Source organism: Bacillus sp. PS95, from assembly GCF_037963565.1.
In the GTDB taxonomy this organism is placed as follows: domain Bacteria; phylum Bacillota; class Bacilli; order Bacillales; family Bacillaceae; genus Bacillus; species Bacillus subtilis.
Genome location: NZ_CP150160.1, coordinates 1,311,301 through 1,329,713, shown reverse-complemented (window position 1 = coordinate 1,329,713; position 18,413 = coordinate 1,311,301). Strand labels below are relative to the sequence as shown.

Annotated in this window: 24 protein-coding genes; 6 read left to right on the top strand and 18 right to left on the bottom strand. The window is 44.3% G+C overall.

Annotated elements, in window-relative coordinates:
* Positions 1 to 2 precede the first annotated feature (2 nt).
* The 9 genes from NSQ12_RS07090 to NSQ12_RS07050 form a co-directional block, all read right to left on the bottom strand.
* A complete protein-coding gene (locus NSQ12_RS07090) occupies positions 3 to 1,304 on the bottom strand; it encodes a PBSX family phage terminase large subunit (RefSeq protein ID WP_217011478.1) in 1,302 nt (433 codons plus the stop codon).
* A complete protein-coding gene (xtmA, locus tag NSQ12_RS07085) occupies positions 1,301 to 2,098 on the bottom strand; it encodes a phage terminase small subunit (RefSeq protein ID WP_129137601.1) in 798 nt (265 codons plus the stop codon). Before xtmA ends, NSQ12_RS07090 begins: the two co-directional genes overlap by 4 nt.
* 116 nt (positions 2,099 to 2,214) lie before the next feature.
* Positions 2,215 to 2,724, bottom strand: coding sequence for a sigma-70 family RNA polymerase sigma factor (locus NSQ12_RS07080; protein ID WP_033885237.1), 510 nt, complete (start codon positions 2,722 to 2,724; stop codon positions 2,215 to 2,217).
* A 115-nt stretch (positions 2,725 to 2,839) separates the two neighbouring features.
* Entirely contained in the window at positions 2,840 to 3,046 is a 207-nt protein-coding gene (gene xtrA, locus NSQ12_RS07075; RefSeq protein WP_003244900.1) for a phage-like element PBSX protein XtrA, read from the bottom strand.
* The gene (gene xkdD, locus NSQ12_RS07070; RefSeq protein ID WP_038828721.1) at positions 3,043 to 3,393 is read right to left on the bottom strand and encodes a phage-like element PBSX protein XkdD; all 351 of its coding nucleotides are present in this window, start codon (positions 3,391 to 3,393) and stop codon (positions 3,043 to 3,045) included. The genes xtrA and xkdD overlap by 4 nt, the downstream gene beginning before the upstream one ends.
* Before the next feature lie 84 nt (positions 3,394 to 3,477).
* Positions 3,478 to 3,645 carry a hypothetical protein gene (locus NSQ12_RS07065; protein ID WP_003245588.1) on the bottom strand — a complete coding sequence of 56 codons (168 nt, stop codon included), beginning with the start codon at positions 3,643 to 3,645 and terminating at the stop codon, positions 3,478 to 3,480.
* The gene (locus tag NSQ12_RS07060; RefSeq protein WP_339176345.1) at positions 3,645 to 4,445 is read right to left on the bottom strand and encodes an ATP-binding protein; all 801 of its coding nucleotides are present in this window, start codon (positions 4,443 to 4,445) and stop codon (positions 3,645 to 3,647) included. The genes NSQ12_RS07065 and NSQ12_RS07060 overlap by 1 nt, the downstream gene beginning before the upstream one ends.
* Positions 4,345 to 5,181 carry a phage portal protein gene (locus NSQ12_RS07055; RefSeq protein ID WP_339176343.1) on the bottom strand — a complete coding sequence of 279 codons (837 nt, stop codon included), beginning with the start codon at positions 5,179 to 5,181 and terminating at the stop codon, positions 4,345 to 4,347. Before NSQ12_RS07055 ends, NSQ12_RS07060 begins: the two co-directional genes overlap by 101 nt.
* Positions 5,168 to 5,347, bottom strand: coding sequence for a hypothetical protein (locus tag NSQ12_RS07050; protein WP_015715728.1), 180 nt, complete (start codon positions 5,345 to 5,347; stop codon positions 5,168 to 5,170). Before NSQ12_RS07050 ends, NSQ12_RS07055 begins: the two co-directional genes overlap by 14 nt.
* A 178-nt stretch (positions 5,348 to 5,525) precedes the next feature.
* On the opposite strand from NSQ12_RS07050, the gene xre reads away from it, so the two are divergent.
* Entirely contained in the window at positions 5,526 to 5,867 is a 342-nt protein-coding gene (gene xre, locus NSQ12_RS07045) for an HTH-type transcriptional regulator Xre (RefSeq protein WP_003232719.1), read from the top strand.
* Between the two features lie 162 nt (positions 5,868 to 6,029).
* Entirely contained in the window at positions 6,030 to 6,626 is a 597-nt protein-coding gene (locus tag NSQ12_RS07040) for an ImmA/IrrE family metallo-endopeptidase (RefSeq protein ID WP_024572596.1), read from the top strand.
* A 43-nt stretch (positions 6,627 to 6,669) separates the two neighbouring features.
* Here the strand turns inward: NSQ12_RS07040 and NSQ12_RS07035 are convergent, their stop codons facing one another.
* Together NSQ12_RS07035 and NSQ12_RS07030 are read right to left on the bottom strand one after the other, a co-directional pair.
* Positions 6,670 to 7,506 (bottom strand): manganese catalase family protein, encoded by an 837-nt coding sequence (locus NSQ12_RS07035; RefSeq protein ID WP_339176340.1) that lies wholly within the window; start codon positions 7,504 to 7,506, stop codon positions 6,670 to 6,672.
* 76 nt (positions 7,507 to 7,582) lie between these two features.
* On the bottom strand, positions 7,583 to 8,185 hold the full coding sequence (locus tag NSQ12_RS07030) for a poly-gamma-glutamate hydrolase family protein (protein ID WP_305090519.1): 603 nt from the start codon (positions 8,183 to 8,185) through the stop codon (positions 7,583 to 7,585).
* Between the two features lie 104 nt (positions 8,186 to 8,289).
* Here NSQ12_RS07030 and NSQ12_RS07025 point away from each other — a divergent pair, with 104 nt between their 5' ends.
* The gene (locus NSQ12_RS07025; RefSeq protein WP_339176337.1) at positions 8,290 to 8,667 is read left to right on the top strand and encodes a PH domain-containing protein; all 378 of its coding nucleotides are present in this window, start codon (positions 8,290 to 8,292) and stop codon (positions 8,665 to 8,667) included.
* 39 nt (positions 8,668 to 8,706) lie between these two features.
* Here the strand turns inward: NSQ12_RS07025 and NSQ12_RS07020 are convergent, their stop codons facing one another.
* Positions 8,707 to 9,660: an N-acetylmuramoyl-L-alanine amidase gene (locus NSQ12_RS07020; protein WP_339176335.1), complete on the bottom strand. Its 954-nt coding sequence runs from the start codon at positions 9,658 to 9,660 to the stop codon at positions 8,707 to 8,709.
* 119 nt (positions 9,661 to 9,779) lie between these two features.
* Between NSQ12_RS07020 and NSQ12_RS07015 the strand changes: the two genes are divergently transcribed.
* Positions 9,780 to 10,037: a YciI family protein gene (locus tag NSQ12_RS07015; protein WP_003232731.1), complete on the top strand. Its 258-nt coding sequence runs from the start codon at positions 9,780 to 9,782 to the stop codon at positions 10,035 to 10,037.
* 30 nt (positions 10,038 to 10,067) lie between these two features.
* Here NSQ12_RS07015 and phrA read toward each other — a convergent pair whose 3' ends face one another.
* From phrA to yjoB, 3 genes are all read right to left on the bottom strand, one after another.
* Positions 10,068 to 10,202 (bottom strand): phosphatase RapA inhibitor PhrA, encoded by a 135-nt coding sequence (phrA, locus tag NSQ12_RS07010; protein WP_003245487.1) that lies wholly within the window; start codon positions 10,200 to 10,202, stop codon positions 10,068 to 10,070.
* Positions 10,192 to 11,328 (bottom strand): response regulator aspartate phosphatase RapA, encoded by a 1,137-nt coding sequence (gene rapA, locus NSQ12_RS07005; RefSeq protein WP_015252291.1) that lies wholly within the window; start codon positions 11,326 to 11,328, stop codon positions 10,192 to 10,194. Before rapA ends, phrA begins: the two co-directional genes overlap by 11 nt.
* Positions 11,329 to 11,472: 144 nt before the next feature.
* The gene (gene yjoB / locus NSQ12_RS07000) at positions 11,473 to 12,744 is read right to left on the bottom strand and encodes an ATPase YjoB (RefSeq protein ID WP_160221516.1); all 1,272 of its coding nucleotides are present in this window, start codon (positions 12,742 to 12,744) and stop codon (positions 11,473 to 11,475) included.
* Between the two features lie 148 nt (positions 12,745 to 12,892).
* On the opposite strand from yjoB, the gene NSQ12_RS06995 reads away from it, so the two are divergent.
* Complete coding sequence (locus NSQ12_RS06995) at positions 12,893 to 13,357, top strand: DinB family protein (RefSeq protein ID WP_014479541.1); 465 nt, start codon at positions 12,893 to 12,895, stop codon at positions 13,355 to 13,357.
* Between the two features lie 224 nt (positions 13,358 to 13,581).
* Positions 13,582 to 14,346 carry a sulfite exporter TauE/SafE family protein gene (locus tag NSQ12_RS06990; RefSeq protein ID WP_003245643.1) on the top strand — a complete coding sequence of 255 codons (765 nt, stop codon included), beginning with the start codon at positions 13,582 to 13,584 and terminating at the stop codon, positions 14,344 to 14,346.
* A 38-nt stretch (positions 14,347 to 14,384) separates the two neighbouring features.
* Here NSQ12_RS06990 and NSQ12_RS06985 read toward each other — a convergent pair whose 3' ends face one another.
* The 3 genes from NSQ12_RS06985 to NSQ12_RS06975 all read right to left on the bottom strand — a co-directional run bounded on the left by NSQ12_RS06985 (position 14,385) and on the right by NSQ12_RS06975 (position 18,394).
* Complete coding sequence (locus NSQ12_RS06985; protein WP_339176332.1) at positions 14,385 to 15,878, bottom strand: altronate dehydratase family protein; 1,494 nt, start codon at positions 15,876 to 15,878, stop codon at positions 14,385 to 14,387.
* Positions 15,875 to 17,317, bottom strand: coding sequence for a tagaturonate reductase (locus NSQ12_RS06980; RefSeq protein WP_160221514.1), 1,443 nt, complete (start codon positions 17,315 to 17,317; stop codon positions 15,875 to 15,877). Before NSQ12_RS06980 ends, NSQ12_RS06985 begins: the two co-directional genes overlap by 4 nt.
* A 75-nt stretch (positions 17,318 to 17,392) precedes the next feature.
* Positions 17,393 to 18,394, bottom strand: a complete 1,002-nt coding sequence (locus NSQ12_RS06975; protein ID WP_003244946.1) for a LacI family DNA-binding transcriptional regulator — start codon at positions 18,392 to 18,394, stop codon at positions 17,393 to 17,395.
* Positions 18,395 to 18,413 lie beyond the last annotated feature (19 nt).

Here is an 18,413-nt window from a genome sequence, read left to right as displayed (position 1 = left end):
ATTTATGACCTCCTCCTTTCTCGGTTCGGCCGGATTCGTTTGTGTGCTGTCTCTTTCATATCAGCAACCTCATAATCGTCAAGCGCATACCAAATGGCAGAAAGCGTATGCGGGTCAATCGTGAATTCATCCTCAATCAGAGCTCCGTTTTTATCTTTGGCATACGTAAGTGTCTTGAGCTCATAGATGACATTTTCACAGCGGTCCGAACAGAAGATTTTTTTGAACCGTTTTACCTTTTTGGTATATTGAAGCCTGGAGCCGGGAAACTTTCTGGCTCCAACCATCCGAAAGCCCTGCTGGCGGAAATATTGAATGCTTTTCGGCTCAGCCGAGTCGGCTTTGATCAATTCCTGTGTCTCAATAAACTCACGCAGCTCCTCAGCCGTCCTGTCATCTGTCATTTTGTTTTGATAATACTCCCAATAAATGTAGAGGTATTTTTTTTCAGTATCTACAGCAAGCCGGACGACAGCATTATAGGATTCCTCGAATCCAAAATCCATGCCTGTACGAAAGATTGGCTTGCTGATGGCTGCGATACATTTTTTCACTTGATCATGCGGGAGTACCTCGAACTGCGGCAGCACCCTGATCCCATTGACGCCGAATCGGCCTTTTCGGGCAATCCGGTACAGGTCAGGATCATACTCCTTAAGTCCGTCAAGCTGTTTCACATAGCTTTCCGGGAGAAAAAGATTGTCGTTAGCGGTGGAATGATGGTAATACGTATCTCCCTTCACAATTGTCCGCTTTTCGTAAAGTTCGCTGTCATCCAGCACAAACCGTTTATTGCGTTCGTCCCGAAAAAAATGCCTGTACGTCCAATTGGAGGTGCCGACGGGATTGGTGGTACAGATCATATGAAGCTTCAGCTCAGGATGGCGAAGACGTCCGATTAATTCCTTGAACCCCTCATACTTCACCTCTGAGCACTCTTCAATCCATATTAATGAAATATTATGAACCGATTTTAATTTTGCCGGATTGTCCATTCCTTTGAACATGATCCGGCTGCCATTGTGAAATCGTAGCTGCAGCGGGGAAGAAAGAGATGCCACAGCCTTTGTGAGACCGAGCTCTTCGATCACCTCTTGAAACAAGGCGAAGGTCGAATCCCGATGGGTATCGAACACCTCCCGGATCACAAGGGCCGTCCGTTTTTCCTTCAGCAGCTTTAGCACGATTTTCAATGCGGTATGATAGCTTTTGGATGAGCCGTAGCCGCCGACGAGAAATTGGTACGTCTGCTCCCAATTGAACACGTAATCTTCGAAATGAGGGTTGATTTCTTTTACAATCATGACTTGCCCTCTTTTCGTTTGATCATAATTTCAATCGGCTCTTGGCTGTCATCTGTTTTCTCCGCTTTTTGTTTGGCAAGCTTCAACTTCTCATTTTCAATTTTTTGTTTAAATTGATCTGGAAACAAATCAAAATATAAGGATAGCTTCTCAAGCGCCTTCATTTTATCTGCAAGCTTGATGGCAATGCCTTCTTTCCCAAGCTTTGCTTCCGTTACAATGGTGCCATCAACGAGCCCGGAGTCTTTGACATCGACAAAGCTGATTTCCTTCATAATCGGATTATCATCTTCATCAAACAGCGGACCCGATTTCCCGACAGCCTGGACCTCTTTTTTTCCGAAGGTCACATAGTCCGTAATATCCGCAAACGCGATCTTGATATAAACCTGCAGCACATCCATCGCTTCAATAAACATCTCATTGACCATTTCTTTTTTAATGCGTCTGATTTCAGCAGCGACCTTTTCGTTTTTTAAGAGCCGGCTGCCCGTCACATGAGCGCTGTCCGGAGAATAGCCCGCTTTGATTGCTGACTGTGTGGCATTGAAGCTTTTGACGTAATACAGGCAAAACAGCCGCTGGCGTTCATTTAATTCATCGTTGTTTATAGGGCGCTGTTTTTGTTCGTTTTTGGACGCAGAAAACAGCGCCTCTTTCCATTTGTCTTGTTTTTTCCAGATGCCGATTGTTTTCGCGGAAACACCGATTGTGTCCGCAATCGCCCGATTTGTGATCTTTCCTTGATGTTGTTGATAGATTGCTAATGCTTGTTCGCGCTGTTGTGTTTTCATGCTACGGCATCACCGCCACCTCCAGCATGGTTGTTTATTCATAAAAGCGGCTGATCAGCCAGCCGCTTATGTGTCATGCTCTATTCACTTATAGGTGGCAAACGTATGACAAGCTTTCAGGCAAGTGATCGATTCATGTCTTCCTGCTGTCTTTGCATCTTTAAACTCGCCCGTTTAATCGTCGTTTGCACTGTCGATTTTTTCACGCCGAGAAGATCGGCGATCCGTTCATAAGAAAAACATTCTACCTTATGCAGCAAAAACATTTCCTTTTCTCTGTCCGTTAACAGGGCTAATGCTTCTCGAATTCTCTCTCTGTCTTCTTCTGATACCTGTCCGTCCGGCTCAAACATCATAGCGCTGGAAAATGATTCGATGATTCTCGGGTCCTTGATCATCAGCCGCTGGTAGGCATCACGCCGGTCAATCGCCCGTCTGATGCCGGGCTGCCTTCCTTTTTCAAGCCACTCTGTTACATATTCAAGATCAGTAATCATATTTCTAATGATTTTTTTATCCTTCAGCTCTTCAGCTGAGAGCACGGATTCATCTGCCTCAGCGAGCGGTTTATATTGGTTTCTTGTTTGTTTGAGCGTTCGTTTATATTCAAATAGTAAGTCTTGCATTCTATGATCCTCCTCATTTTTGGCAAATAAAAAACGGACACCAATCAACGCACAAATGCTGTGCAGTTGATCAGTGTCCGCAGGCTTTCCGTCTTGGACGTATTCTGTTTTCGCTTTAATTTAATTTGTAGCCGATTTCAAATTCCACTCGGGCAAGGTCGCCCTTTCTTGTTTCGACGAGCGTTTTTCCATGCTCGGGCGCTTCTGTGATCCATGCTTCTTGCTTGATGCCATCCACAATAATGACACGGATTTTCCCGTCCTCCAGCTGGCTCTTAAGCGTGACGGAATCGATATGCAGCAGTTTTTTAGGATGAATCATGTTTTATTTCCTCCCCTTTTCGGTGCAGCGCTTGCTTCAGCTTTTTCTAATAGCTGAATGATACGCTCCTTTGAATGAACAGAATTCCCCTTCAGAAAATCAAGCGCTGCTTTAGACGCTTCCAGCAATTCAGGCGCAGCGGCCATCAAAGCGGCATTGCTTTTTTGCGAATAAGAGCTAAGGTCAAATACAGCGGCAATCAGCCGTCCGTTTGAATATGGGAATCTTTCTTTTTCTTCTTCACTGTAAGCTGAATAAATATAGATCGGTTTCGTATCCCCGCACGGGACAGCACGCCACGGCGCAGGGCTTTTCTCTGTCTGTTTTGTTTTTTCCAACACTTTCACTTCCCGTCGTCCTTATACCATTGTTCAATGTTTTTTTCTGTTCGCTTTGCCCGAAACAGCAAAGTGATTAGAGCAGTCAGCTGTTTAATCATAGATATTCAGCCGCGCTTTTCCCGCTGTCAGCATTTGCTCCAGCTTTTGAATGACAGGCGTTAAGTCAGTGCCGGACCGGCAGTTCGGACATGGATGAAAAACGACTCCAATACCGGTATGTTCCACAATGACTTTCTTTGTTTGACAAAGCTTGCACATTATCTGACGCCCTCCAATCTATGGTTAAGCTCGTAGGCTGCTCCTTTGATAATCACTAGATAGTCACTGCACATCTCATAGATTCTCGTGCCGAGCGCTTCATCAACCCGTACAAGTGCTTCAATTGTCAGCTCGCTAGAAAGCAAAATCGGTTTATGATTTAAGTAGCGATAATTGAGTACCGAATACATTTGCTCTAATTGCCAATCTGTAGCGCGGGGTTTGCCGTTAACCGGTTTAAACAGATCATCAATGAACAGCACATCCGCCTGCTTCATCCGGTTCAGCTTCGCTTCTAATAGGGCAAAATCATTTTTCAGATCAGTAAAGCCTTCCACGAACGGAAAATAAATGACAGGCACATAGCATGTTCTCATTAATTCGTTGGCAGCGGCAGTCAAAAGGTGTGTTTTCCCTGATCCAGGCTGTCCTAAAAGGGCAATGCTGTTTTTTCGGCAATCCTTGATTTGTTCATAATCGGCAACATACTCTTTTGTACACTCAAATGCGTCTTTTATAGCCTGCGGCTTTCCCTCCGTGCGGAATTCCTTGAAGCCGAGCTGTCTGAAAGCGTGGGTAATCTCACTTGCACCCAGCAGCCGCTTCACTTTTCGTTCTGCCATGCAGCTGCACATCGTCCAGACTTCCAGGCCATTCTGCCTGACGAGATAACCTCCCTGATCCTTGCAGCGCAGGCAATCATACCTGCTTGCGTCTGATTCGGCCGGATTGTCCGCCAGTAATGGACGTCTCCCTCTTCTCAGCTCGTCCAAAATCTGTTCGATTGTTCGTTTTGTCATGTTTTTTCATCCTCTCATGCTGAATTGCGGCATTCTTTTTGGCTTGCTGCGCGAAAAATCGGTCTTCAATGAATTTCGAGCAGTAGCGAAAGGCCTTGATTGTTTCTGAAACGGCGGTCCGCCGGTTTTCAAAAGCCTGAAAGCATTCTTCAAGCCATTTGATTGTTTGCGTGACAGGAACGCCGATGGCAACAATGCGGGCGATGGCTTGATAATCTCTTGAGGAAGGATACACGGTGCGTCCTTCTTGAGCCGACCGTAATTGTGTAAACCGCTTCGCAATGTGATCCACTGCATCATCAGCAGCAGTATATTTGTTTGTTTTATCTATATCTGTACGGTCGTTTGTGTCCGGTGTCTGCGGCGAAAATGGCCGTTCTTTTAGACTCCCGTGTACAGTATTGTCCGATCTGAAGCTGAATTTTTTGGAATGCTTGACCGAAATCATCAGTCCGTATGGCGCACGGACGGCCTTTATGTAATCATGGTTTTCGAGAAGCTCCAGCCATCTTCTGACGGTTTTTTCACTTACGCCGAAGACTGCCGCCATTTCTCTCGCTTTTAACGGCTTATGGCCGAGTACGATGCCCCAGCTTACGCCGTCTTTTTCGATTTCTTTTGTTGTTGAGCTGATAAACCAGAGAAACAGCCATAGCGCCGGGCCAATTTTGTCATAATGTTCTGAATTCAATAACCCTGAATACGTCGGAAAAGGATAGCTTTTATCGTTTTTCATTGGACGCCGCTTCTCCTTTTAACATCATGTATGCTTGAAACTGTTCCTGCGTTTCAAAGTGAAACACCGGAAGGCCGCATGCGGTAAACGAAATGGTGCCGCCGGATTGTCCGAGATGGCGCTGATCTATGGGATTTTCACTAAAAACGATTTGGATCGGATACATGTGATCACTCTCCTGATCTTTTTTTGATACATTTTGTATCAGCTGTTACCAAGTATAAACGATACGTTCTGTATCATCAAGTTATTTTTGATACTTTTTTTATCATAACTTTATTTTGATACATATTGTATCTATAATCATAAGTAACTTAGGGAGTTTAAAAAAGAGAGGTCATAGTATGATAGGCGGCAGATTGAAGAGTCTCAGAGGGAAAAGGACACAGGAAGAAATCGCATCACACATCGGTGTGTCACGGGCACGATATTCCCACTATGAAAATGGGCGAAGCGAACCTGATTACGACACACTCCAAAAGCTGGCTGATTACTTTCAAGTAACGACTGATTACTTATTAACGGGAAAAGACAAAAAATCCGATGACGATATGTTCTCAGATCCGGACCTGCAGCTTGCATACCGCGATATGCAGGATTTTTCCCCAGAAAGCAAACAGCAGGCCATCGAATTTATCAACTATTTAAAAGAAAAAGAGAAAAACCGCAAACCGAAAAATAAATAAATCGTTCTCTGTTCTCTAAAACATATAAAAAGTAGACCGATATAAAGAAAAAAGTGTTTATTTTTTAAAGAAAAGGGAAAGATTTCTACACTACTTTCCAGTCCTATACGGGCTTTTCTTTCTCGCTAAAAACAGAACAAATGTTCGAAAGGGAGTATTCAATTGGGCGATTACTTATCACATCTGGAGGAATACGTTAAAAATTTATACGGCCGGCTGGGCATCACATCCCCTCATCACATTGACATGCTGAAAATCGCAAAGGATCTGGATATTTGGGTGCATTTTGAGGATATGGGGAGCATGATGGTGAAATACGACGGCATGTACAGTATCGTATTGAACCAAAAAAAGTCACGGGAAGAGCAATGGGAGGATTTTGGCCATGAGCTGTGCCACGTGTTAAAGCATGCAGGCAATCATTTTCAGATGAACAAGCTCTTCAGAGAGCTTCAGGAATTCCAGGCAAATCAATTTATGTACCACTTCTGTGTGCCAACCTTTATGCTGTTGCAGATGGAACTGCCGCAATGGAGAAGCCAGGCACTCGCCACAATTTCGGCGGTATTCCGGGTAACAAAGGAATTTGCTGATAAAAGGCTTGACATGTTTGAACGGCGTAAAGCAGGTATTCAATTTCAGAAGCGGCTCGCTTATTTATTATCTCACAAGCGGCCACATGCGTACGAGGAAGGCGATCAGCAGCACTTGCAGGTCGCTGAGGAAAAAGCGTTATATCATATTGGCAAAAACATCTGATCAAATACGGGCTAAGGATATATTCCTCAGCCCAGAAGAGAACCTAACATTTCGACATTGGGGGAACTGTATTATGCAGCCACATGGGCGCCGGTTTAAGATGAGGCGCAGATGCGAACGCAATCGGAGCCGGGATATACCTGAATTCACCCCGGCCGTCAAAGGCTTCCCCATGTGCCCATCTTCCTTGTGAGCTTTCATCCCCCCTGGAAAAGTTAAACAGGTCATAGGAGACTTCCTGCTTTTCGAGCTCACGCGGAAACGTCGTCGGGACGACAATATCCCGTTCTCTTTCCTCCAGCTCTTTAATGGCCGCGTACCACATATTTTGATGATAGGTATCCCTTGCAATCAAAAATGACAGCATATCTCTTACCCCTGGATCATCGGTCATGGCATAAAGCCGTGTCACCTGAAGGCGTCCTTGGGCCTCCGCATTTAAGTTAGCGCGAAAATCGGCCAGCAGGTTTCCGCTTGAGATAATGTATTTTGCATTCCACGGATAGCCCTCACTATCTGATGCCATCGCCCCCAATCCGGACACAATCGCGTGCTGAGGATTCATACCTGACATGACTGCTGCAATAGCGGGATTGCTTTTATAAGCATCCTCCTGTACATCCGCGGGTGCATTGTCCAGAAGTCTGGAAATCATCGTTGCCAGCATTTCTACGTGCCCAATCTCTTCGGTCCCCACATCATATAACAAATCTTTATACTTAGCATCCGCCCTGCAGTTAAACCCTTGAAACAAATACTGCATCATGACGCTAATTTCACCGAATTGGCCGCCGAGCACCTCTTGAAGTTTTTTCGCATAAATCGGATCGGGATGAGCTGGCTTTGCTTGATATTGAAGCTCTTTTATATGATAAAACATGAATCATTCCTCCCCACACTTTGGCACAACCCCAGCGTATGAAGGAATAGGCCAACCGTGCAGGTCCCGTCTAGTTTTATTTATAAAAGCCAAGCTTGACGGCTTCCACATATCGATCAAACAAATCGTTTTGTATGTAGCTTTTATCATGGCACCCAAAATTGCGGAATAGCGCATTTCGCTGTGCCGTGCTTACCTCCAATTGCAGTCCCATTTCTCTTTTCGTCCGATTGACAATATTGTTTGGGTGTACACCTGCCAGGCGGTCTTTCTCATTAGTGAGCTCGGCGCTAAAACCCGCTTCATTCAGACGCTCACAAATGAGCTTGGCTTTTTTACGATCCGCCCCCCCGACCAATGTATGCGGGATTTTCGGATCATAATACCCGTGAAACGCTAATGCGTAATGGTGGTCATTCACTTTTTCTAAAGCCAGCGGCTCATCAAAACGAATGCTAGTGAGATGCAAGGAACGGTTGTTTCGCTGCTTTAGACCCTCAAACAAATAGATGGAACATCGATCCGAAAATGCCCGCACCAGTTCACTGACGCCAGGCTCAATTCTGCCGCCGTGAGGACCGAGGACGATAAGCTCACTTCCGTTTTTCTCCTCATAAATAATCCGGTACTCCGACTCAGAAGCAGAAAGGGCCGCAAAGCTGTCATACATATCTTCCATTTTGAACGCCCCCTTTACCAGTCAGCACCAGTTTACTCTACTCATCTATGAATGAAAACCTTTTTTATAGTATGATTTGATAGAATACGCAGAGGAGGTATATGATGGGGTTTATTGATGGATTACTCGGCAATGCGTCAACACTGTCAACGGCAGCTGTGAAAGAAGAGCTTGCCCATATTTTGCTGGAGGGTGAGAAGGTTGAAGCTGCGTTTAAGCTGGTTCGCGATTTGATTGTCTTTACTGACAAGCGGCTTATCCTTGTGGATAAACAGGGAATCACAGGCAAGAAAACGGAATATCAATCGATTCCGTACAAAAGCATTTCCAGATACAGCGTGGAAACCGCCGGCCGCTTTGACCTTGATTCAGAGCTGAAAATTTGGATCTCTGGCGCAGAACTTCCCGCCGTCTCAAAGCAGTTTAAAAAAGATGAAAGCATTTATGATATTCAAAAGGTGCTTGCCGCAGTTTGTATGTAAGGCAAAAAGACGGAAGCTTCACAGCTTCCGTCTTTTCATTTACAGCTTTTCCTCCAGCTTCGCTTTCGTTTTCGGACCGTAAATCCCATCAGCCGTTAAACCGCTGACAGACTGAAAACGCTTCACTGCATTTGCTGTTTTCGGGCCATAAACACCGTCAACGCCGTGATTTTTCGCTCCTTTATCAGGATAAAAATAAAGAGCGGCTAAAGCGGTCTGCACCTGCTTTACTTTTGTCCCTTTCGTCAGCGGGCTTGTCACTTTGATCACGCCGGATGGGAGCGGATATGAGGATGCGGCATGGCTTTTAGAAGCAGATGCCGTCTGAGGCAGTTTGATCACCTGTCCGATTTTGATGTGGTTCGGGTCAGTGATATGATTTATGCTTTGCAGCGTTTTCACACTGGCCCCGTGTGATGCGGCAATCCCTGACAGTGTGTCGCCTTTTTTTACATGATATTCAGACGCCGAAGAAGAGACTGCAGCTTTTTTCGCTGATACGCCCCCGTTTAATTCCTTTTCAATCGCCGCCTTCACTTGATCCCAGCGCCCCTCTGATAAAATGCGGTGCGGGCAATACTTTCCGCTCCAGTCCTGATGCTTTCTCACCCGATCGATGCCCCAGCCGCGCTCCTTCAACAGCTGTGCAACAAATGAAATCGCCAAGGCTTCAGCTGCCTTATACTTCGGGCCTCCCGATTTGCTGTAGCAAATCTCAACGCCGATTGATTTGCGGTTTCCCGGACCGTTTGTGCCGTCACCTGTGTGCCAGGCGTTTCGGTTAAGCGGCAGACCTTGAATCACCTCTTTATCATCGACTGCAAAATGAAAGCTTGTCGAGCTTGTGTTCCCGATCATATAGCTGATTTCATTGGCCGCTGACGCATCGTTTGCCGTGTTGTGAATGGTAATGTATTCAGCGGACATTGCATTAGGACACTTCAACGCGTATTTCGCCTCAGAAACCAAATTTTGCTTTACTGGAATGCTCACCTATCATCTCTCCTTTTCTTTTTTCATAAATAGGTGGCATTCGTAGGACGAAAAACTCTTATCATCTACACCGTAATATGGATAAATATGTTAAACTGAAGTTCACGGAGGGTCTGAATATGTATACATATTTAATGCTGACAATGAGAACGGAGAAATTTAATCAGGAGCATGTGGCTGGGCACTATGAATTTCTGGATCGTTTACAGGCAGAAAAACGTTTAAAAATGTTTGGGCCATTCAGCGACGCCACAGGCGGAGCGTATGTCATCGAAGCAGATTCACTGGAAGAGGCAGCGGAAATCGGGCATGCGGATCCGCTGGTGGCAAGCGGATCTTCTGAGCTGACGATAAAAGAATGGAAGCTGAAGAAATAAAAAAGACCCCTAAGGGTCTTTTTTTATGCATCATGTTTGATTGCGTGCCGCAATATGAAATGTTTTCCCTTCTGTGTTTGCTGTTTCACCTGCATGAACCATCACCTGAGTAAAGCTGAACCCGACCGCAACGAGCAACAAACCTGACATCCATTTAGATTTCATATAAACAATCTCCTCTCTGGATTTGTTTTTGTGCGTGCACCATTTTCTCATAAAATGAAAGTGCTTTTTCGGGCTGTCCGTTTTCTATATAGAATTGGGCAGCATCATGCGCCAGCTCTTCAATATAAGGATACAGCATATGTTCTTCAAGAAATTGAAAGGTGTGTGAGACTGATTCTGTGTCAATGTTTTTTCCGTATAACGCATGTAAAAATTGAAAAAGCTCCACAAATAATTCATCACTGTATTGACGGGCGATTTCCAATCCTTCACGATACTTTTTTTGCGCTTCGGCGTCATTTTTTTGTTTATACAGAACTTGTGTTAAAGAGTAGATAGAATGCGGAAGATTATCGAACTTTTCCGACTTGCAAATAGAAACAGATTTCTCAAAGTATTCGGCTGCCTTTTGCAGTTCACCCATTTTCTCATAGCAGTTTCCGAGATTATACAGGGCGGAACTGATCAGGCGGGGATTGCCTTCTTTCTTTGCAAGATCTAAAGCCAGTTCTAAGTGGGGCAATGCTCTTTCTGGATACTGCATATCATCATAATTACCTGCAATAACGAATTCACATTGGATTCTGCGGACGGTGTACGTTTCATACATTTGGTATGTTTCTAATGCCTGAACGGCGTAGCTCATCGAAACATAGGTTTGTTTTAAATTGTAAAAAATCTCAGCCATTTTAAAAGCAAACTCGGCTTTCTCAATATCATCCGAGACGAGGGCAAGATTCTTTTCTGCCCGTTTATAATACATCATGGCACTGACAAACATCTTCTGTTTAAATTCATACATTCCTCGAAAAAAATTAAAGTAATATTCGAGAAGCCCTGTCAGCTTGTACTGATTCCCTTCGATGTCTTCTAATAATTCTGAAAACTCTAGCTGCGACGTGTCCTCTCCAAAAGGCTTAATGTAATCCAGCATGACACGATGCCTGAACTCCATTAAAGAATAATACAGCAGCAAATCTTGGTCTTCTTCCATATCCTCAATTTCTCTTTCTACTTCGAGCTTGACCCGTTCGGCTTCAGCGACGTGGAACTGCCGGATATGAGTATACCATTCATTAATTTTAAGCCCGACATAAGAGGACGGAATCGTCTGCTTCATCCTCAATTAATCCCCCCTTTTGAATTACCCGAGATATGTCATATTTTATCATATTTACAAGAAAAAGAAGAACGCAAAATAACCGCAATTGTCGAATTTCGGCTAACCGCAACAAAAAAGCACGGGGTTTTCAAACACCCGTGCTTTCTTTTAGTGAAAACCGACTTTGTTTCTTTCCATCCAGCTTCCCCGCTGGCTTTTTCTTTGCTCTCCTGTCATGTCTTTCACCATGGTTTCAATATGGTGATTCCCTTCTTGGTGCCATTGAAGGGCTGAAGATACATATAATTCTCCCAGCTGTGCAAAGGAAAAGCCTTCTGTAAGTTTTGCGGCGTTTTTTATTTCTCCTTCACTCAAAAAGATGCCAAATCCTCTCATTTTCATATATTCCAGCCGCAGCTCTTCATCCGGAAGCCCGATTTCATAGGCACGGTCAAATCGCCCTGCACGATTCATCAAACCTGGATCGATCTCTTCGGGATAGTTTGTCGTACCGATGAGAAATAGCCCCTCTTTTGATGTCGCGCCGTCCAGCGTATTGAGAAAAAAGGACCGCACATCTTCCGGCATCGAATCTATATCCTCGATGACCAGAACTGCAGGAGCGAGGCGTCTCGCTGCCTGAAAGACTTCTTCTATTGTCTCGCTCGACGTAAATTCAGTAATTTGCCAATAAGCAACAGGTGCATCGATACTGCCTGCGATCGACTTCACTAACGTCGTCTTTCCGTTTCCAGGAGGTCCATATAACAGAATGCCGCGCTTGTAAGGGATGTCATATGTTTGATAAAACGATTTATCACTATGAAAAAACTGATCAATTGATCTGTATATCTCTTTTTTCAATAGCGGATTCATGATGACTTGACTCCGCTGAACCTCTCTGACAATGGCTTCCTGCTCTCTTGAAGTGCCTCCATCTCCATCCGTAAACACGGTCACTTTCCGCTTGCTTTTTTCCCAAAGACGCGATCTGACTCCCTCCAGAAATGCACGCATCTTTTCATCGTTAACCGCAAACAGACAATCAAAACTCATAATGCTCCCATCTTGAAAATATGGAATTCTGGCAAAAGCAACTCCCTTTTCAGGATACGCGTATACACTGTTTCTTATAGACTTATGGACGGTATAATCCGGTTCTTTCTCATCTTCATCGTAAGCAAAGGTTTTCTTTTCAAGCTTTTCAAATATATATGCCACATGCTCAGGCTCCAATGAACCGCTGCGGACATCTTCTACAAGAAGCTCCCAGTATTCCGTATTTGGATCATCACTGGCATAGAGCTCATAGAATACACCGTATTGATTATAAAGCGTTTCTTCAATCCGTGTGATAAGGTAACCGAAAGTGCCGTAGCCCGCCGCAGCTCTTTCATTCTCTTTTTCTGCGTACTGATAAATGAAAGGTATGTTAGTCATGTTTATACTCCATTTCATGTTTTGTGAACGTTATATATACGATTGACATAGCATTTTGTTTCATCCCACAGCATATTACTTGTGAATTCATAACCGTTGATATAGGATTTCATTGCACCATTTATTTTTACATATGGAGGAGATCATAATGAGCCAATCCAATCAAATTGTCAGCCATTTTTTATCCCATCGAAACGTGACCAATGAGCTTGCCGAAAAAATCAGCAAAGACCATTACAGCTACAAACCGGCAGAAACATCAATGTCAGCAGAAGAACTGGTCAAACACATTCTTACGTCTTTCCACTTGTTCGCAAATGTCATTAAGGAAGGCAATGCCTCACCATTTCAAAACAAGCAGGAGGAAACAGAAACAGATCTCAATGTTCTGGCAAAAACATATACAGAAAAAACGGCCGCTATCCTTGAACAGCTGACTGAAGAGCAGCTGGACAGAGAAATTGATCTGACATCCGCTTTCGGCAGAAAAGTCACAGGCCGCGCGCTGCTTCAGCTTGCAATGGAGCATGAAATTCACCATAAAGGCAACCTGTTCGTGTATGTGCGGGAAATGGGCCACACTGAGCTTCCTTTCTATCAGCAGCGCATGTAGCGTAAACAAGAAAAAAGATACCTGTTAAGAGGTATCTTTTTTTTGCGCCTTTAGTACTTCTCGATTTCGTCCAGACACTCATTATAGGGCAAATGAATAGAGATATTGAGCATACCAAAATTTCAAGCAACTAACGTGCAAAAATTCAAAAAATTTAATTGATTAACGCGTCCTAATCATATATAATCTGATAAAAATAGTCGGGTTTTCAGGAGGCCTTTATCATGAGTGTAAGCATCATATTGATGGGTTTGTTTGTCGGAGCCTTAGTCGGATTGACGGGAGTGGGTGGAGCGGCCTTATTAACTCCCCTTTTAATTGTGCTTGGAATTAATCCTTCCATCGCGGTCGGTACAGATCTTGTATATAACTCGATCACAAAGCTGTTTGGCGTTGCCTCCCATTGGCGGCAGAAAACGATTAACTTTAAATTGGTAAAATACTTAGCCATCGGCAGTATTCCGAGTGCTTCGCTAGCCATTGGCATATTGCATTTGTTCCCCGCCTTTCACCAGCATCAGGAAGAAATTATTAAGCACGCTCTAGGATATGTGTTAACGCTGGTTGCCATTTCAATCATCGTTCGTTTGTTTTTGGATAGAAAACTTCGTCCCAACCGCTGGCAGCTGATGCCGCTTGAAAATAAGCGGGCGCTGACAATTCTTATTGGTGTTGTGTTTGGGTTTATCGTCGGATTAACATCAATCGGGTCCGGCTCATTATTTGCAATCGCTATGATTTACTTATTTAACATGAAAGCGTCACAGATTGTCGGAACCGATATCGCGCATGCTTTTCTTCTTGTTACGGCAGCAGGCATTTTGAACGCAAGCTTCGGAAGCGTGGATTACATGCTGGCAGCTAATCTGCTCCTCGGTTCAATTCCCGGCGTACTGATCGGGAGCCATCTTTCGCCTCGATTCTCCCCGCGTCCGCTGCAATTTATTATGGCGTCCATTATTTTAGTCAGCGGTTTAAAATTGATTTAATGAAGAAGGCTATCCGCTTGAAGGATAGCCTTTTCTTATTATAACGTCACACCCGATTTAAAAATGGCGAGTTCTCTGAAATCATTTTTTTCATGGTTCACAAGCTGGCCGCTTGCCACCTCAATCATATAGTGGATAAACTCACGCAGCACATATTCCTCATGAACATCATCCTCTGCTAAAAGGCCTGCGTTAAAATCAATCCAATGCGGCTTCGCTTCATACAGCTCGGTGTTTGTCGCTACTTTCACCGTCGGGACAAAGGTGCCAAACGGCGTGCCTCTCCCCGTTGTAAAGAGGACAATTTGGCAGCCGGCCGCCGCCAATGCGGAGGAGGCGATCAAATCATTGCCCGGTGCGCTCAAAAGAGTCAGCCCTTTTGTCTTGAGTACTTCACCGTATTTCAAGACATCCGTGACAGGAGAAATCCCCGCTTTTTGCGTACAGCCCAGCGATTTATCCTCAAGTGTAGAAATGCCGCCCGCTTTGTTGCCCGGTGAAGGATTTTCGTACACCGGCTGATCATGTTTAATAAAGTATTGTTTGAAATCATTGATTAAATCGACTATCTTATGAAACACTTCTTCATTGGCAGCCCGCTGCATCAGGATGGTTTCTGCGCCGAACATTTCCGGTACTTCCGTCAGCACAGTACTCCCTCCCTGTGCAATGAGATAATCTGAAAAACGTCCAAGCAGCGGGTTTGCGGTTATGCCGGAAAAACCGTCCGAACCTCCGCATTTCAGCCCGATCTTCAGTTCAGACAGCGGGATGTCTTCTCTCTTATCTCCTTTGGCCGCTTCATGAATTTCCTTCAGCAAAGCAACACCTGCCTCCATTTCGTCGGTCACCGACTGGGATTCCAGAAACTTCACCCGCTCCAGGTTCACATCTTGCAGTGCTTCCTTCATTCTTGCCAGCTCATTGTTTTCACAGCCAAGCCCTAACACCAAGACGCCGCCGGCATTTGGATGGCGAATGGCATTCAGCAGGATCTGCTTCGTATTTTCATGATCGTCGCCAAGCTGCGAGCATCCGTATTGATGCTTTAACACCAGTACGTTATCAAATGGAGCGATATCCCCTGTTTCTCTGACAAAACGCTGCAGCATTTTTTCTGCTATTCCATTGACACAGCCGACAGTTGGGACAATCCACAATTCATTCCGTACACCCGCATCTCCGTTTTCTCTTCTAAAACCTTTAAACATCCGGTTCTCATTAGAATACGGATTTTCATCAAATCTCGGTGTATAGCTGTATGATTGGATATCAGACAGGTTTGTTTTCGTATTATGGACATGAATATGCTCTCCGATCGAGATATCTTGTGATGCATGACCGATTGGAGACCCGTACTTGATGATGCTGTCGTTTTCTTTGATAGACTGCAATGCAATCTTATGGCCTCTTTTTATATCATCCTTTACTTCAATCGACACGCCGTCCGCATGCAGCCTCTCTCCCTTTTGGATATCCCGCAGAGCAAGAAGGACATTATCTTGCTTATGAATCTTTATAAACGACTTCAACGTACCTCTCCCCCTTGTATGCAGTATTGTTCAAGAGCCCTCTGCATGCCCAGCTCATGAATATGATTCAAGTAAACAGCGACTCTATCAGTCAGCTTCGGTATCTCATTGAGATCTGCCCCCCACAGCCACTGTTCGCCTAACACTCTTGAGGCAATCCGAAGCATGTCGCCATCCTCCTGACACCAAACCTCTTTGAAAAATTGAAGAACTGCCGGATCATCCTGCAATGTCTCGTTATCATGATAAAAATACAGAAGAGCGCTGAAAGAAAACACCAAGCGTTCAGGAAGCTGTCCCTTTTGTTCAGCATATTCCTTAAGAGTCGGCAGGTTTCTCGTTTTGAATTTGGAAATGGCGTTCAATGCAATGCTTTCCAGGTAATGCTTAATATACGGGTTTTTAAAACGGTTCAGCACATCGTCAGCATACTGAGAAAGACCTTCCATTTTTAAAACAGGAAGAATTTCGTCATCAATCAGCTCTCTTATAAATCGCCCCACTTCCGGATGCTCGACAGCATCCCTAACAGTCTTCAAGCCGTATAATAAAGCCACTGGCGTCATTGCTGTATGAGCGCCATTTAAAATTCTTACTTTTTTAGTCCGGTATGGGGTGAGGTCGCTGACAATCTTTGTATGCAGCCCTGCAGCCGCAAAGGGAAGTTCTTTTCCAATCCAATCAGGCCCCTCGATAACCCATAAATAATATTGCTCTCCCACAACTATCAAATCATCCTGATAGCCAAGATCCGCCGTGATCTCATCAATGCTGTCGACGGGAAAACCCGGAACAATCCGGTCTACTAAACTATTACAAAATGTATTAGCCTCATGAATCCACTGTGTAAATCCTTCCTCCAGCTTCCACAGACCTGCATAATGAAGAACCGTTTCCTTCAGCTTTTCGCCGTTGTTCTCAATCAGTTCACATGGGATTAGGACACACCCTTTTGTCTGATCTCCTTTAAAAGCCTGATAGCGGAAGTAGAGAAATGCAGTTAATTTCCCAGGGAATGTTTTTTGCGGTCTATCCTCTAAACGATCTTTTTCCTCACATACAATCCCAGCCTCAGTGGTGTTGGAGATGATAAACCGAAGCCCTTCGCTTGATGCCAATTCTTTGTATGCTTCATAATCAGAAAACAGGTCAATCCCCCGGCTGATTGAGTTGATAATCATATGCTCGTTTACCGCTTCTCCGTCTTTCATTCCTTGTAAAAAAAGTGTATATAATCCATCTTGCTCATTTAATCGTTTGATTTTTTCTGAGCCTCTTGGCTGGACAACTGCCACGCTCCCATTAAAATCAGTGTGTTGATTCAATTGATCAATCTGCCAATCGATAAATCCCCGAAGAAAGTTTCCTTCTCCGAATTGGAGAATTTTTTCTGGATACTGAGTATAGTGATCGTACACATTTTTATTCAGTTTCTGCATCCTTATTGCCTCCCTCTTTTTATGCACACGTTAACATTTTTCTTTATAAAAGAATGCCCGCTGAAAAACGGGGCATCACGTCGTCAATCGTCTGACTGAATCACGCACCATGAATTCTGTGTTTTCCAAGATTTTTTCTGCTTTTGTTTCGGGCTCGCTGATCAGCGACAAGAGTTTTTGCGCACCGAGCACGCTGATTTTCTCCACTGGGCGCTTTACTGTTGAAAGCCTTGGCGTGATGTACTGTGAAAACCCAATATCATCAAACCCGATCACCGAAATATCATCAGGAACGCGCAGGCCCTTTGCGAATATCGCATTCATCGCTCCGATTGCCATGTCATCATTCGAACAAAAAACAGCGGTTGGAGGATTCGGCAGTGCCAGCAGCCGCTCCATCGCTTGAAAGCCGCTTTCCATATCGTACTGTCCTTTGACACTGTATTCATGCTTGATCGGAATATGATGTTGAATCAGTGCAGATAAGTAGCCTTCCTTTCGCTGCTGGGAGGATTTAAAGCCTTCGATCCCCTCGATGATGGCGATGTCTTGATGTCCGGACTGAATGAAGTATTCTACAGCTTCTTGAGAGCCTTCCTTGTCATTGGACAAAATATTCGTGATGGTGCGATCATCAATATCACGATTCAGCACGACAAGCGGAATGTTTTTTTCGCGAATATGGTAAATAAAAGAATTATCAATGTCACTTTGGCTCATTAAAATGATGCCGTCATATCTCATCGGTGTAACGGAGTCATAGTTTTTCAGATCATCAATGCCGCGCACATACAGATTGTAATCCTCACTTATGGCTTGATTGACGCCTTTAATTGTGTCTGCAAAGAAGCTGTGTGAGGTTCCGTTTGTAATGCTTGTAAAGAAAAGCCCGATCGTATGCGACTTTTGCATCGCCAGACTTTTCGCATTTACATTTGGTGTATAGTTGAGCTGCTCTGCTAGCTCTAATATTTTTTTCTTCGTATGTTCTTTGATGTAAGGGCTGTTGTTGAGTGCTCTGGAAACAGTAGTGTGGGATACGTTTGCGAGTTTTGCGATATCTTTTATGGTTACCATCTAATTCCCTTCCTTCTCA